General features: G+C 58.8%; 12 protein-coding genes. 7 read left to right on the forward strand and 5 right to left on the reverse strand.

The genetic code is table 11. The features are described 5' to 3' along the window. Window positions 1–351 precede the first annotated feature (351 nt). The 4 genes from ACFPPD_RS20195 to ACFPPD_RS20210 form a co-directional block, all read right to left on the reverse strand. Window positions 352–1,038: a class I SAM-dependent methyltransferase gene (locus tag ACFPPD_RS20195; protein WP_209752044.1), complete on the reverse strand. Its 687-nt coding sequence runs from the start codon at window positions 1,036–1,038 to the stop codon at window positions 352–354. After that, window positions 1,025–2,002 (reverse strand): MerR family transcriptional regulator, encoded by a 978-nt coding sequence (locus tag ACFPPD_RS20200; protein WP_209752052.1) that lies wholly within the window; start codon window positions 2,000–2,002, stop codon window positions 1,025–1,027. Before ACFPPD_RS20200 ends, ACFPPD_RS20195 begins: the two co-directional genes overlap by 14 nt. A 130-nt stretch (window positions 2,003–2,132) precedes the next feature. Beyond that, window positions 2,133–3,062, reverse strand: coding sequence for a polysaccharide deacetylase family protein (locus ACFPPD_RS20205; RefSeq protein ID WP_209752054.1), 930 nt, complete (start codon window positions 3,060–3,062; stop codon window positions 2,133–2,135). Between the two features lie 333 nt (window positions 3,063–3,395). After that, window positions 3,396–3,914, reverse strand: a complete 519-nt coding sequence (locus ACFPPD_RS20210; protein WP_209752056.1) for a MerR family transcriptional regulator — start codon at window positions 3,912–3,914, stop codon at window positions 3,396–3,398. A gap of 160 nt (window positions 3,915–4,074) precedes the next feature. On the opposite strand from ACFPPD_RS20210, the gene ACFPPD_RS20215 reads away from it, so the two are divergent. Continuing rightward, window positions 4,075–4,971, forward strand: a complete 897-nt coding sequence (locus ACFPPD_RS20215; RefSeq protein WP_209752058.1) for a carbon-nitrogen hydrolase family protein — start codon at window positions 4,075–4,077, stop codon at window positions 4,969–4,971. A gap of 574 nt (window positions 4,972–5,545) precedes the next feature. Here the strand turns inward: ACFPPD_RS20215 and ACFPPD_RS20220 are convergent. After that, entirely contained in the window at window positions 5,546–7,339 is a 1,794-nt protein-coding gene (locus tag ACFPPD_RS20220) for an ABC transporter substrate-binding protein (RefSeq protein WP_209751100.1), read from the reverse strand. Window positions 7,340–7,466: 127 nt separating this feature from the next. Between ACFPPD_RS20220 and ACFPPD_RS20225 the strand changes: the two genes are divergently transcribed. The 6 genes from ACFPPD_RS20225 to ACFPPD_RS20250 all read left to right on the forward strand — a co-directional run bounded on the left by ACFPPD_RS20225 (window position 7,467) and on the right by ACFPPD_RS20250 (window position 14,512). Beyond that, window positions 7,467–8,981, forward strand: coding sequence for a DUF4153 domain-containing protein (locus tag ACFPPD_RS20225; RefSeq protein WP_209751130.1), 1,515 nt, complete (start codon window positions 7,467–7,469; stop codon window positions 8,979–8,981). Window positions 8,982–8,998: 17 nt separating this feature from the next. Next, entirely contained in the window at window positions 8,999–9,469 is a 471-nt protein-coding gene (locus ACFPPD_RS20230; protein WP_209751102.1) for an NUDIX domain-containing protein, read from the forward strand. Window positions 9,470–9,495: 26 nt separating this feature from the next. Further along, on the forward strand, window positions 9,496–9,996 hold the full coding sequence (locus ACFPPD_RS20235) for an NUDIX hydrolase (RefSeq protein WP_209751103.1): 501 nt from the start codon (window positions 9,496–9,498) through the stop codon (window positions 9,994–9,996). A gap of 330 nt (window positions 9,997–10,326) precedes the next feature. Further along, complete coding sequence (locus tag ACFPPD_RS20240) at window positions 10,327–10,629, forward strand: DUF6509 family protein (protein ID WP_209751131.1); 303 nt, start codon at window positions 10,327–10,329, stop codon at window positions 10,627–10,629. A gap of 353 nt (window positions 10,630–10,982) precedes the next feature. Continuing rightward, window positions 10,983–12,725, forward strand: coding sequence for an ABC transporter ATP-binding protein (locus tag ACFPPD_RS20245; protein WP_209751104.1), 1,743 nt, complete (start codon window positions 10,983–10,985; stop codon window positions 12,723–12,725). Then, on the forward strand, window positions 12,722–14,512 hold the full coding sequence (locus ACFPPD_RS20250) for an ABC transporter ATP-binding protein (RefSeq protein WP_209751105.1): 1,791 nt from the start codon (window positions 12,722–12,724) through the stop codon (window positions 14,510–14,512). The genes ACFPPD_RS20245 and ACFPPD_RS20250 overlap by 4 nt, the downstream gene beginning before the upstream one ends. Window positions 14,513–14,873 lie beyond the last annotated feature (361 nt).

Below are 14,873 nucleotides of genomic sequence, written 5' to 3' on the forward strand. Positions count from 1 at the left end.
TACTCTACCAGAATGTATAAGTTTCACGCTTATCCATTTCTGAATCGTCTCCGCAAAGCTTCTTCAGCGCCCAGAGGACGCCGAAGGCGTTTTTGCTTGAAACGATCCAACGGCTTAACTCAGCAGAGTAAGCAATTGCTTTAAAGCAATTAAGTCGCACAATAAAGAAACGTTGGTAGCAGTAGTTGCTTTAAAGCATCTGCTTTGCGAGTAATGAGTCAAATCACGGAAAAATGCCTATTTAGATGCTCAAAAGCAATTAAACCGGCTTTTTTTACTTGAGCGAAGAGATTAATTGCTTTAAAGCAACTGACAAGCAAGCATGAAACAAGAAGGCCATAACTGCAAAATTCAAAGATGCAGCCACCAGACACCCGCGCATTCCGGCAAGACGGCAAGCCGTTCGCGCGCGATGCGGTCCGCGAGCCCGTCGCCGAAGAAGAAGCGGGCGAGCCGTTCGGCTTGCGCGACGTCGTCGAAGCGGTAGTCCGTCCGGAGCCACCGATGGGAGAAGCCGTAACGGTCGGTGAGCGCGGCATAATAGGGCAGCAGGAAATCCGGCGGGTTCGGCGTCTCGAAGCCGGTTCCCATCGTCTCGAACAGGATAATCGTACCGCCGGGGCGCAGCACCCTGCGCATCTCGGCGAGCACCCGTTCCAGATTAAGCTCCCACTCCGGGCTGTTCCGGCTCGTCAAGTAACAGACGCTCCAGCCGGAGACTATCAAGTCCGCGCTATCGTCCGGGAGCGGAAGCTCGCGATGGTCGGCGACGGCCGTTCTCCAGTTGCGGGCGCCGGTTGCTTCAAGATGCCGGGCGTTCTCCCGCAGCATCGCCCCGGAAGCGTCGAGCGCGACGAGCGAGCGGGCGTCCGGGGCCAATTCGACGGACAATCTGCCCGTGCCGGCGCCTATGTCGACGACGTCGAGGCCGGAGAACGGTCGGATGTCCCCGACGACGTCCGCGAGCGGCTGCTGCTTAGAGATCATTTCGTGGTAACTCGGCGCTTCTTGCGCGTAAATGCGATCATGGTCGGGCATCGTCGGTCTCCTCGCTTTGAGTGGCGGTAATCATTCGCAATGTATCGTTCACGCGATGAACCCGGGTGCGGAAGTTCCGCTTGACCAGCCAGAGGACGAGCCGTTGCTCGTCCTCCCCGAGCTTGTCGCCGATGCAGAGGCGACCGCCCGGCTTCAGCACCCGGAGCATCTCCTCCAACGCAAGCGGCTGCTGGTCGGAAGTCAGGTGACGGAAGGCGAAGCTCGTGACGACGAAGTCGAACTGCTTCTCCAAGTAAGGCAGGGCGAGGAAGTTGCCGACCTTCGTCTCGAGCGCGGGGTGCTTGCTTCTGCAGAGCTTGAGCATCTCCTTGGACTGGTCGACGCCCGACATCCGGCAGCCGGCTTCGAGGAATCCGGCCGCGAGATTGCCCGTTCCGGTACCGATGTCGAGCCCATGCTCCCCTCCGGCAGGCTTCACGCACTCGACGATGCGGCCGAGCAGTTCCTCGTAATCTTCGTAGCCGTCGAGGCGGGCATTCACCCGTTCGTCGTGCGTAGAAGCCAACCGGTCGAAGCCCCACTTGTCGGTCCATTTTCCCCGTTGTCGCTTCATCCTCCTCGATTGCTCGGCAAGCCCGAATATGCGTTCGAGAGGCAGCGTCTTCTCTTCGTCGAGCGTCGCGATCATCCCCTCGGTCGTCTCGATGACCATCTTCAGCTCCAGCCATTGTTCCATCAGGGACGCGCGCTGCAGCTCGAGCGAATGCCGGAGCTCTTCCGCTCCGCTTTTCTCCCAGTGCGCCAAGGCGCCTCCGATATCCGCCAAGTTCATGCCCGCCTCGCGCAAGGAAAGGATCGCTTGGATTCGCCAGACATCCTGCTCCGTGAATTCGCGGTAGCGGTTCGTCCGCGACTTGGCGGGCGTCAGCAGCCCTTTCTCTTCGTACAGGCGGATCGTTCTCGTCGTCATATTCAGCCGATCCGCGACTTCCTTGATTCTCATTTCGCTTCCGCACCCCCGTAGGGACATTGTAAACGTTCACGCTGCGTGAATGTAAAGCGCTATTCGGCAACGAGCGAAAATAAAAAACGAGCGGAAGGTCCGCTCGTTGCAAGATCATGAAGGAGATGGATTATTTCACGGTCGAAGCATGGGCTTGCCCGGAGGCGATCAGCTCGTTCACCGTCACGAATTCGTAGCCTTTGTCCTGCAGTTCTTCGATGATCGTCGGCAGCAAGGCTACCGTATGGTCGATCGCGTGCTTACGGCCCCCGAAGGAGTGCATCAGAATGATGCCGCCTTTATGGGTATGGCTCAGCATGTTCTTGCGCATGTCGGCGACCGAGGTGCCCGCCCAATCCCTCGTGTCGACGGTCCAGAACACGTGCGTCATGTCTTGGTCGTGAATTTCTTTCAACACGCCGTCGTCGTAGGCGCCATACGGAGTTCTCATCAAGTCGGACGTCACGCCCGTCGCCTTGAAGATCGCGTCCTGCGTCTTGGTCAACTGGTCGCGCATCGCTTGCGCCGAGAGCTTCGTCAGATCGGCATGGGACCAGGAGTGGTTGCCGACATCGTGCCCTTCCTCCGCGATCCGCTTGGCGACTTCGGGATATTTCGCGACTTGCGTTCCGACGAGGAAGAACGTCGCTTTGACGCCTTTTTCCTTCAGGATGCCGAGAATTTCTTCCGTGTATTTGCCGTCCGGACCGTCGTCGAACGTCAGCGCCACGAGCTTGCGGTTCGGGTATTGATCCTTGCCCGGGGAAACGGGCCGTTCGTTCTTCTCGGGCGGCGGCGTTAGCGGCGGTTGAGGCGGTTGAGGATTCGACGGCTGCTGCCCCCCGGGATCGGGCGACTCCGGCGGCGTCTCGAATTCGTCCGGCGCGGGCTCCGCTCCCGTTACCGAGCCGGGAACCGTTATCGTTCCGCTTCCCTCCGGAACGGCCGCTCCGCTTGTAGCGGCCGGCGTCTCCGGATCGGCATAGCTCGTGCTGATCCAGCCTCCGTGTTTCCATTCCCAAGCTCCGAACGCCGCGAATACGACGGTCGCAAGCAACATAAAACCAAGCATGCCTCGTAAGGCGCGCCTTTTTGTTTGTCTTTTTCCCCACATTGCCCGTTCCTCCACGATTTCTCATTGTCATTCAGAACGCTCGGTTGCATTCGAGTCGTTGGCTGAAGGACCTCCGACATAAGCGGATAACCGTCCACCGGACGGTATAGCCGCTCATGTTTGGCCAGTTAGAAACGAGAGTCGCTTGGGGATGATCCGGCCGGAAGGGATCCCCATCCCCGTCCGCCCGGACCGATTCGCTTTCTGTTCTTGTTGGTTATCCAATTAGACGGAAGACGGGGGAATAAAGTTCGAGAGAAAGGAGTCGAATTTTGAAAATTAATGCCGGCGGAAAAATCCCTTTTTCTTGGCGGGAGACGGCGCGGGAGTCGGAGGAGGAAGGCGAAACTCGGCTTGTTCGGCGGTTCCGGGGGCTTTCGGCTGCAGCTTGTCCAGCGCGGCCGCCAGCTGCGCGACCATCTGCCTCAGCTCGTCGATCTCGGTCCGGTGCTGCAGCACCTGCGCGGATACGACTTCGTCGGCTTTCTGCCGGACGGAGCGTTCGACCTCGTCCAGACGGGAGAGCAGTTCGCCCGCGTCCGAGAACAGCGGAGGAGGTTCAGCGGCCCGGGGGGCTTCCACGGCGTTGCCGCCCGGCAAGGAAATCTGCTCGAGCGTCTTGCCGAGCTCGATCTGGTCTTTGACGTGGAACAGCAGTTCCAGGTCGACGGAAGTGAACGCGTAATGACCGAGAGGATCCTTGCGGAACGTCGAGGTGTACTGCGAAGCCCATCGTTTGACCGTCGTTTGGCTGACGCCGAGCAGCAGGGCGGCGTCCTTCGTTTTTAACATTTTCATCGAAACCACTCCCTACAAAAAGCTTATGTTACCTAGATTCGAGGCGCGTTTCCGGCTCCCTGCGCGGACGACAAAGGTAGTGTCGGTTCGTCAAACAAAGTGATTTTTCGCACGATGGACAAGGGGGGCTTCGGAAAGGTATCGTTAGGAGGACGAAACATTGGCGGAGGTAACGCTCATGAAGCTGAAGATAGCGACGACGCAATACGGATTGGACGATATCGGTTCGGAAAGCCGGTTCTGGACGAGGATCGAAGAGAAGACGAAAGAGGCGGCCGGAGCGGGCGCGGGACTGATCGTGTTTCCCGAATACATGACGGCGCACTTGCTGAGCTTGGTTCCGTCGATGTCTCACGAGGGGGCATGCGGGTATTTGGCCGACAGGACGGACGAGTATGCAAGGTTCTTCGCGGCGCTGAGCGCCGAGACGGGGATCGCGATTCTGGCGGGCACGCACGTGGCGAGAGTAGACGGCGGGTACGCGAACAGAGCCTATCTGTTCTTCCCGGACGGGCGGATCGAAAGGCAAGACAAGGTGCATCTGACGCCGGAGGAGCAGAACCATTGGCCGCTTATCGCGGGCGAGGAGTTGAACGTGTTCGATACGGCGTGGGGGAAAACGACGATTCTCATCTGCTACGACATCGAGTTTCCGGAGTTGGCGAGAGCGGCGGCGGTGCGGGGGGCAGAACTGTTGTTGTGCCCATCCTATACGGAGACGGCGTTCGGTTACTATCGGGTCCGGTATTGCGCTCAGGCGCGGGCCGTGGAAAATCAACTGTTCGTCGCGCTAAGCGGATTGGCCGGCGAACTGACGGAAGAGCGTCCGCAGATCGACCGGGCTTATAGCCTGGCGGGAACGTTCGCGCCTTGCGATTACCCGTTCGTCCCGGACGGGGTGCTTGCGCTTGGCGAATCGAGCGAGGACGCGACCGTGCTGGCGGAGGTTGACTTCGAATTGCTTCGCGAGAACCGCGAGCGCGGCGCCGTCGCGCCGTTCTTCGACCGGCGCCCGGAGCTGTACGAACGCGAGCTGAGGAAGGCGTCGGTAGAGTGATGTTTGAACGGCAAGTTTGATAGGGCGGTATCGTTTTGTTTAAGCCTCAGTCGAATGACTGCTCGCGGATGACCGGATTGCGGCGCTGTAGTTGGGTTTAGTCGAACTACTGCTCGCGGTTGGCCGGGTTGCGGCGCTGTAGTTGGGTTTAGTCGAACTACTGCTCGCGGTTGGCCGGGTTGCGGCGCTGTAGTTGGGTTTAGTCGAACTACTGCTCTCGGTTGACCGGATTGCGGCGCTGTAGTTGGGTTTAGTCGAATTACTGCTCTCGGTTGACCGGATTGCGGCGCTGTAGTTGGGTTTAGTCGAACTACTGCTCTCGGACGACCGGATTACCGCGCTGTAGTTGGGTTTAGTCGAATTACTACTCTCGGTTGGCCGGATTGCGGCGCTGTAGTTGGGTTTAGTCGAACTACTGCTCGCGGTTGGCCGGGTTGCGGCGCTGTAGTTGGGTTTAGTCGAACTACTGCTCGCGGTTGGCCGGGTTGCGGCGCTGTAGTTGGTTCCGCTATGGATCGTAGGGTATGCATCGTGTCCGACTTGCGTGGTACTCCGAAAAATTCAGGTCCGCCAATCAGCCGCCGTCGATGCTCGTTTCTTTGGGAGGAAACCAGATCGTGCGCAGGTTGACCCAGCCTTGGGAGTTAAACGTTACGCCGCGCACGGACGGGAGGTAGGCGGTCGGCAAAGGTCTCTCCGACAAAATGTACAGTTGGCGCTCCTTGATGAGCAACTGCTCGACCTTGCCGAGCTCGAAGGAGCGGACGGTCGGGTCGGCTTCCTTGTCGACGCGGCGCAGCGCGATCTCGATGTCGATCCGGGTGTGCGCGTCGACGTGTTCGGCGATCGTCAGGTATAGATCGTACAGCCGGAGCTGCTCGTCTTGATCGCGCAAGGACGAGAACAGAATGAGGTCGGAGGCGAGGCGAACGTCGCCTTTGAACTCCTCGGGCGGCACGCAGACGACGCGGCAAGCGTAGCCTCGCTCGCCGAGCTTCGCGGCGAGCGCTTCGGCGTCCGCGCGATAAGGCGTTATCGTGGCGAGCTGCAGGGCGACGGGCTCGCCGGCCGCGTCGGCGGAGCGGCCGACGCTCTTGCCGATGCTCGCGAATAATCGAGCCCGCTCGGCCGGATCCGATAACGGACCGGTCTTCTTCGTGTTGCAGGTGACGAACTTGCGGACGGTCGTGTCGGAGTGGATATGGCTCCAGCCCCTTTCCGCCGAGGACGGACTGTGGATGACGTGGAACGGAGACAACGTCTCCGCGCCCGGGCCGCTCGCTCCGTCCATCGTGCCGCCTGTTAGCGCTGCTCCGCCCGAGTTACCCGATTTCGCCGCCCCGCCCGAGCCGCCGTCCCCGTGCGGCTTATCCGTTCCGCCCGAGGGAACGGCTTCCCAAGGCACGTGTACGATCTCGACCCGGTCGAGATGCGCCCGCCCCTGAAAGTGCGACGAGAACGCCTCCAGCACGCAGATGCCCTCGTTCATCTCCGCGACCTTGAACGGTCCCGTCCCGAGCGGCGCATGCCCGAACCGCAAGCTTCCGAGCTGGTTCAAGTCCTTCGGCACGATAGCCGCCCGGCTCGTGCACAGGAAAGGGAGGAACAGCTCGTTCGGCTCCTCCAGCGTGAAGCGTACCGTATTCGCGTCGATCGCCCGAACGGAGGAGATTCCCTTGTAAATATGGCCGTACAGCGTCCGGCGCGTGGAGCGGACGAGCCGTTCGAACGTGTAGACGACGTCGTCGGCCGTCAGCACTTTGCCGTGATGGAACAGCACTTCCTTACGGAGGTGGAACGTCCAGCCCGTGCGGCCGTCGTCCACGTCCCAAGCGTGGGCGATGCCGGGCGCGATTTCCTCTCGCCGCTGCGTTCGGCGAACGAGCCCGTCGAATACGTGGCTCGCCACGAATGATTCCGCGAGCAGGTTCATGTAGAGCGGATCGACGGTGCGCAGCGGCTGGCGAATCGGAAGGCGGAACGTATCGTACCTGCGGTCGCTGCGAATCTCGGCGTGGTGACCAAAGTAAGATAGCAGCCAGCCTTGAAGATGCTCCTGCAGCGAGGCGGAGCGATAATCGCGAAGCTCGCCGATCGCTTGCGTCATGTCTTTGCGGTTCATCGCGGCCATCATCGCCTGCGCCGCGATTTCTTCCGGTTGCACGAGGAAGCGCAAGACGGACCGCTTCCCCCGTCCGCGGCTCGCTTCCCAGGAGATCCAGCCGCTGCGGCTCATCTCCCGGACGATATTCGTCGCGTTCCGCGGCGTGCATTCGAGCAGCCGCCCGATCTCCTCGAGCGTCGTCGAACCTTCCGCGTCCCCGCCGTACCTCGCATGCAGCCGCAAGTATTGCCGGTGAAGCTTCATTATCCCTTCCGCACCCCCTTCCATCGCTAAAATAGGAAATTCCGCGCGAGATTCTTTCTCTTTATTTTCCTATTTTAACATCTACAATGGGCATTAGAAAATCCGTATCGGAGGGCTGCACGTGAGCATGGTTCCGAAAGGCGAAGGCGGCATCGCGAAAGGCCGCGCGACCATCGCGTTGGCAGGAGCTTTCGCTCTTGCCGTCGCTCATCAGTATTTGTTCTACGGTCACTTGTTCGGCGTATCGTACCCGATCTTCATGTTGTTGCTGTACGCGTACATGTTCCATGACAGAAGAAGCCATTGGCGGGAAGAGACCGGCTTCGGATGGTTCCTGTTCGTCGTCGTCTTGCTGCTGTCGCTCACTTACGCGCTGTTCGACAATCCGGTTTTCCAAGCGCTCGATTTGTTCGCGATTCCGTCCCTGTTCTTCCTGCATCTCGCTTATTCGAGGGGAGCGGGGAAGGCCGATTGGTGGGACATCCGGCTTCTGGAGGACGCGTTGCAGCACTTCGTCGCGCGGAGCCTCCGGCACGTCCCGACTTCTTTCAAGATCATGAAGTTCATGACGACGAGAAGAAGGAAAGCTTCCGGGAATAAAACGGCGCTCAAGGTGCTGGCCGGACTCGCGTTGTCGTTGCCGCTTCTGTTCGTCGTAGTGACGCTGCTGGCGAGCGCGGACGGCGTGTTCGAGAAAGCCTTGTCGGCAGTGCCGTCCTGGTGGAGCCGCCTTCCGGTCGGCGAGACGTTCGCGCGCCTGGTCTGGATTTTCGTCGCGGGCATTCTCTTCTTCTGTTACCTATGGGGCTTCGTGAAGCCGGGCATTCGGAAAACGACGGTACCGGAGACGGAAGCGGAAGACGAGGACTCGCGGACGGACGGCCTGCGCGCCGATCCGATCATTATGGCGACGCTGCTCGTCTCGGTGAACGCCGTCTACGTCCTGTTCGTCGTCATCCAATTCACGTACTTGTTCGGCGCGTGGCAAGGGGACCTGCCCGACGGCAAGACGTACGCCGAATACGCCAGAAGCGGATTCCTGGAGCTCGTCGCCGTCACGCTCATCAACTTCGCCCTTTTGATGTTCGCTTTGACGACCGGAGGCGGCAAGCAGGCCGAAGGGCGCTTGCGGCGCGCGATCTCGTCGCTGCTGTACGTGCTCGTCGGCTGCTCTGGCGTGATGCTGTATTCCGCCTACTCCCGTCTCATCCTGTATGAGGACGTCTACGGGTACACGTATATTCGTTTTCTCGTCCACGCATTTATGATCTACTTGGCGATTCTGCTGATCATCGCGGCGATCCGCATCCGGACGGACATCATCCCGCTGGCCAAGTGCTACATCGTCGTCAGCCTGGCCGCATACGTGCTCGTCAATTACGTCGGGATGGACCGAATCATCGCGGAGAAGAACATCGAGCGGTACCGGGAAAGCGGCACGATCGACCCGTCTTACTTGTCGGAGCTTTCGCTCGACGCGGTGCCGACGCTGGCGAAGTTCGCGAAGCGGGAATATCCGAGCCTGCAACCGCTTCTTGAAAACAAGCGGGACGTTCTCTCGGGATCGGGGCGCGGCTGGCAATCGTTCAACTGGGCGCGCCACGCGGCGGAGAGAGAGCTGGACCGGCTTTTCGATAAGTAAAAAGAGGAGGCTGCTCGATGGGGTACGTAGACGAGTTGAGGGAACTGGTCGGCGACAAGCCGCTAGTTCTGGTCAGGCCGACGGCGGGCATCGTGAACGAATCGGGTCAGCTGCTACTCGCCAGAGGCGCGGACGGCAAGTGGACCGTTCCGGGTGGGTTCATGGAACCGGGAGAATCAACGGAAGGTTGCTTGCGCAGGGAAATAAGCGAAGAGATCGGACTTGAGCTCGGAGAGCTTCAGCTTCTCGGCGTCTTCTCCGGATCGGAGCTTCGGACGAAGCTGCTGAGCGGGCACGAATACGACCAAGTCGTCGTGGCATACATTTGCACCGAATACGCGGGGGAGATCGTTCCCGAGGGGGTCGAGGTGTCGGAAGCGCGTTTTTTCAGCCTGCACGAGCTGCCTGAAGGAACGGACCCGTATGTGCGGGATCAACTGGAACGATGGGGACCGCGATTGGTGCAGTTGTTAAAAATATCGAATTGAACTACCGCTTGGAGGGAGGCATTGCAATGGGATATATTTCGGAACTGCGCAAGCTCGTCGGCACGAGGCCGCTCATCATGGCGGGGGCGTGCGTGCTCGTCTTCGACGAGGATCGGCGGCTGCTGCTCCAGAAACGGTCGGACAGCGGGGATTGGGGCACGATCGGCGGGGCGATGGAGCCCGGCGAGTCGCTGGAGGAAGCGGCGGCGCGCGAATTGTACGAAGAAGCGGGGCTGCGGGCGAAGTCGTTCGCGTTCGTGGCCGTTTACTCCGGCAAGGACATGTACTATAAGTACCCGCACGGGGACGAGATTTACAACGTGATTGCCGTGTACGAAGCGGAAGGGGTGGAAGGCGTTCCGTTCGTGAACGACGACGAAGGGCTCGAGCTTCGTTACTTCCCTTTGGACCGGCCGATTCCGGAACTGAATCCTTTTTCCGAATATTTGCTGCGCAAAGCGGGTTACATCCAAGGCGAGTGTTCAATAAGCCCGGTTTTCAGCACCGAGAAGGTTGAAAGAAGCTAGGGAATGAGGATCGGAGCGTAGGCAAACCTACGTGAGAACCGGAAGTCCCGTGCAGCATTCAAGATTCGACGTCGAAAAAACTTCCTGAATCGCTTCGTGATAAGAAAAACTTTTATTGAACAATTTTCGAAGATGAGCGACCACGAATAGCGGAAGTTTTTCTAAGTACAGAAAGTTCTCATTCGCTTATTGCTTTAGCGAAATAAACTTTCTGTAGCATTCAAAATCGGGCTTTTTGAACAACCTCATCCAAGGCGAGCGGAGCAAGCTTGGTGTATAATGGATGCAACGATGCACACGGGCGCCAAGCTCGAGGAAGGAAGATCAACGATGTTATCGGTGGAGGAATACAGCGTGGAGCTGGTGAAGGATCCTTTTCAAATTTTAGCGGGAAAAAGGTACGAGTTTCTGATCGATCTCGACCTGGATCTTGAAGAAGGCGACGAGCTCTATACGGACAAAGGCGTCTACGTCAAAGCGGTGTACAAAGTCGACGGAGAGCAAGGGAGCATCGTCAACTATAGCTTGCTGGAGCGCGTGACCGACCGTCCGCTCGACTTCGATCTCGAAGACGAGGAAGAAGAGGCGCTGGCGGCGTTCTGCAAGGAACATTACGTCGAAGCGGAAGACTAATCGGATACGTGAAAAGCCCTTCGGAATCGAGCGCGAACGCGGGACCGGGGGGCTTTTTGGCTTCGATGGCCGCGCCCCGAAATCGCAAGATTCACCTCGCTTACTGGAGAAGTCCATTTATTTCCGTCTATTTCGGGGCTGTTTTCGTCGAAAGCCCCTTAAATACCTGTACATTTCCATGAGCTCGCTCATCATGACCTCGATTCGGCCGAAGTAACTGGATTTTTCCAATTGGATTCGAGTGCGACGCTCTGTGTCTTTAGATATTTTTTAACTAGTGTTCTCGTAGACGACGAACAATCGAGGGCGTTAAGATCATAGCAGACTCTCTTAAAAATGGAAGAGGTGGAAGCTTGTCTTTCGTTATCCGTCTCAAATGGTTTTTCAAAGAGCGCTGGGTCAGCTACGCGGGCGCGATCGGGCTCATGACGGCGGTCACCCTGCTGTCGATGATTCCGCCCAAGCTGATCGGCAATACGGTCGATACGCTCAAAAGCGGAACGTTGACGTCCGACGAACTGCAACGGACTGTCTGGGTGCTCGTCGGCCTATCGCTCATCATCTACGTCATGGTGTATATATGGATCACGACGCTGTTCGGCAACTCGATCCTGATCGAGAAGCTGCTTCGTTCGAGGTTGCTGCGCCATCTAACGAGAATGACGCCTTCGTTCTTCCAGCGTAACACCACGGGACAACTGATGGCGCTCGCCACGAACGATATAACCGCGATCGGCAATACGGCCGGTTACGGCGTCATGACGCTCGTCAACACGCTCGTCGGCGTGTCCGTCGTCGTCGCGATGATGCTGTCGTTCATCAGCGCGAAGCTGATGATCGCCGCGCTTCTGCCGTTGCCTCTTCTCGTGGTCGTCATCAGCAAGTTGGGGAACAAAGTCAGGACGCGTTTCATCGCGGCGCAAGATTCTTTCGGACGGATGAACGATCACGTGCTCGAGTCGATCTCCGGCATTCGCGTTATCCGCTCCTATGTGCAGGAGAACGACGACCTTCGCGCCTTCGACCGTATGACGACGGAGGTGTTGGACAAGAACAGGCGGGTATCCGCATTGAACGCGTTGTTCCAACCGTTGATCTCGTTCATCGTGGGCACGAGCTTCACGATCGGCATCGGTTACGGCTCTTATCTCGTCATTCATGACGACATCACTCTTGGACAATTGATCTCGTTCAATATTTATTTAGGAATGCTCATCTGGCCGATGATCTCCTTCGGGGAGTTCATTAACGTGCTCCAACGGGGAAGCGCGTCGGCGGAGCGGCTGCAGGAAGCGTTGGCTCAGCAGTCGGACGTGCCAGAAGCTGCGGAGCCGGTCGAGCTCGAGACGCCTGCTTCGATCGAGATGAAGGCGTTGACGTTCGTCTATCCGAGTTCGGAGGCGACCAGCCTCGACCGGGTCTCTTTCCGGTTGGAACGGGGAGAGACGCTCGGCGTCGTCGGCAAGACCGGAAGCGGCAAGAGCACTTTGCTGAAGCAGCTGCTGCGCCAGTACCCGGTCGCGCCGGAATCGCTGCTCTTCTCAGGCGTGCCGGCCGAGCGCTTGCCGCTCGACCGCCTGAAGAGCTGGATCGCCTACGTGCCGCAGGAGCATTTGCTGCTGTCCAAGACGATTCGCGACAATATCGCTCTCGGCAAGCCGGACGCGACGCCGGAAGAGATAGACCGCGCGGTCGAGATGGCTTCGTTCGCGGAGGACGTCGACCAGATGCCGGAAGGGCTGAACACGATCGTCGGCGAGCACGGCGTCATGCTGTCCGGCGGCCAGAAGCAGCGCCTCGCCATCGCTCGCGCGCTACTGATCGATTCGGAGATTCTGCTTCTCGACGATTCGTTGTCCGCCGTGGACGCGCGGACGGAGAGCCGGATCATCGGCCGGCTGCGTCAGGAAAGGGCGGGCAGGACGACGCTAATCACGACCCACCGGTTGTCCGCCGTCAGCCACGCGAACTGGATTCTCGTGCTCGACGAAGGCAAAGTCCGGGAAGAGGGCACCCATGACCAGCTCATGCTGCGCGGCGGCTGGTACAAGGAACAATGGGAGCGGCAGCAGATGGAGGCGAGCTTGGAGGAATGAATACGTCCACCTTATTCGAGGAGACGCCGAACAAATCCGGGCGCTCCACGGCCCGCAGATTGCTCGATTACGCGCTCGTCTACAAGTACCGGATCATCGGGTCGATCGCCATCCTGATCTGCGCCGTCGGCGCCGACTTGGCGGGTCCCTACATTATCAAGACGATTATCGATGATCATCTGTCCGTCGGCGAAGATAAGCTTTGGCCGATCCTGGCGTTATTGGCGGCGGGGCTCGGGCTTAATCTGTTAGCCGGCTTGTGCAACTTCGTTCAATCGTACTCGTTGCAGTCTACGGCGCTGCGCATTATCAAGAACATGCGGATGGATCTCATGAGGCACGTTCAGCGAGTGCAGCTACGCTACTTCGACAATACGCCGATCGGCCAGGTCGTCTCCCGCGTCGCCAACGACACGGAAGCGATTCGCGATCTGTTCATGAGCTTCATGGCGACGTTCGTCGTCAGCTTCATCCAATTGCTCGGCATCTATGTCGCCTTGTTCATCCTGAACGCGCGGCTAGCCGTATTCGCGTTGGTGTTGCCGCCGCTCTTCGCGCTTATCATGTACGTGCACCTCAAGTACTCGAAGAAGTACATCGCGATCATGCGCGCGCGGCTGAGCGACATGAACGCGATGATCAACGAATCGATCTCGGTCATGCCGATCATTCAGGCGTTCCGGAGGGAGAAGCGGACGCTCGAGGAGTTCGAGACGCTGAACGAAGACCGTTACGTGAACCAGGTCAAGCAATTCCGCGTCTTCTCGCTGTCTTCCCGGAACATCGTCGGCACGATCGGCAGTCTCGTTACCGCGTTCGTCATCTGGTATTTCGGGCGCGATTCGATCGCCGGCGGCGCGATTACGGTCGGGGTTCTGTACGCTTTCGTCGATTATTTGGGAAGGGTGTTCAACCCGATCATCGGGATTTTCGACCAACTGACGAACGCCCAACGGGCATTCGTATCCGCGGAGAAGGTGTTCGCCATTCTCGACATGGACGGCAAAGACGTCGAGGAGACGTCGCAATCGCCGCGGCCGCAAGGCGTCGTGAAATTCGACGACGTGACGTTCGCCTATAACGAGGGAACGGACGTGTTGAAGGGGATATCCTTCGAGGCGCGCAAGGGAGAGACGGTGGCGCTCGTCGGGCACACCGGCTCGGGCAAGAGCTCGATCATCAATCTGTTGCTGGGCTTCTACGAGCCGGGCGCGGGGAAGATTACAATCGACGGCCAGGACATCTCGGCGATGTCCAAACAAGCGCTCCGCAAGCATATGGGCATCGTGCTGCAGGATCCGTATTTGTTCGCGGGCGATATCAAGTTCAACGTGAGCCTATACAACGAGGAGATTACGCTTGAGCGGGTGAAGAAGGCGCTGGCCGACGTCGGCGCGGCACCATTCGTCGAGCAACTGCCGAAAGGCTACGACGAACCGGTCGTAGAGCGGGGAAGCACGCTTTCCTCGGGCCAACGCCAATTGATCTCCTTCGCGAGGGCATTGGCGTTCGATCCGTCGATTCTGATTCTGGACGAAGCGACGTCCAGCATCGACAGCGAGACGGAGTCGCTTATACAGCGGGCGCTCAAGGTCGTTAGCGCCGGACGGACGACGCTCGTCATTGCGCACCGGTTGTCCACGATCCGGGACGCGGATCAGATTCTCGTGCTGCACCGCGGGGAGATCGTCGAGCGCGGCAACCACGACGAGCTGATGGCGTTCGGCGGGCGATATTTCAAGATGTACCAATTGCAGCGGGGCGAGAAGGCTTCGTTGCCGGTGTAGTGCGCCAACACAAGTCACAACGGTTCACAACGGTAACCAGCTCCTACTCGGGGCTGGTTTTTCTTTGCCTGAATCGTGAACGAGGTGACGAATCCCCGGTATTCCCGGTGCCGCCCAATATAACGCTATGCCATCGACTTATTTCGTGTCGAACTGCCTGTTCACACGCAATAGGGTGATGGCGTAACGTTATTCCCGCGAAAAGTGGGCAAATCGGCTCGCTTGTTAGAAATAGCGTTACGCCATAGCGTTTTCTCGCAATAGGAGGCACTTTCGAGGCGAATAGAGTGATTCGGCAGCGTTATTGCGGACAGGGGCGGGTACTTCTAGGGGAGCATGCCGACATCCGGTCGAGGGTGTC

Source organism: Cohnella suwonensis, from assembly GCF_042655365.1.
Classification (GTDB): Bacteria; Bacillota; Bacilli; order Paenibacillales; family Paenibacillaceae; genus Cohnella; species Cohnella suwonensis.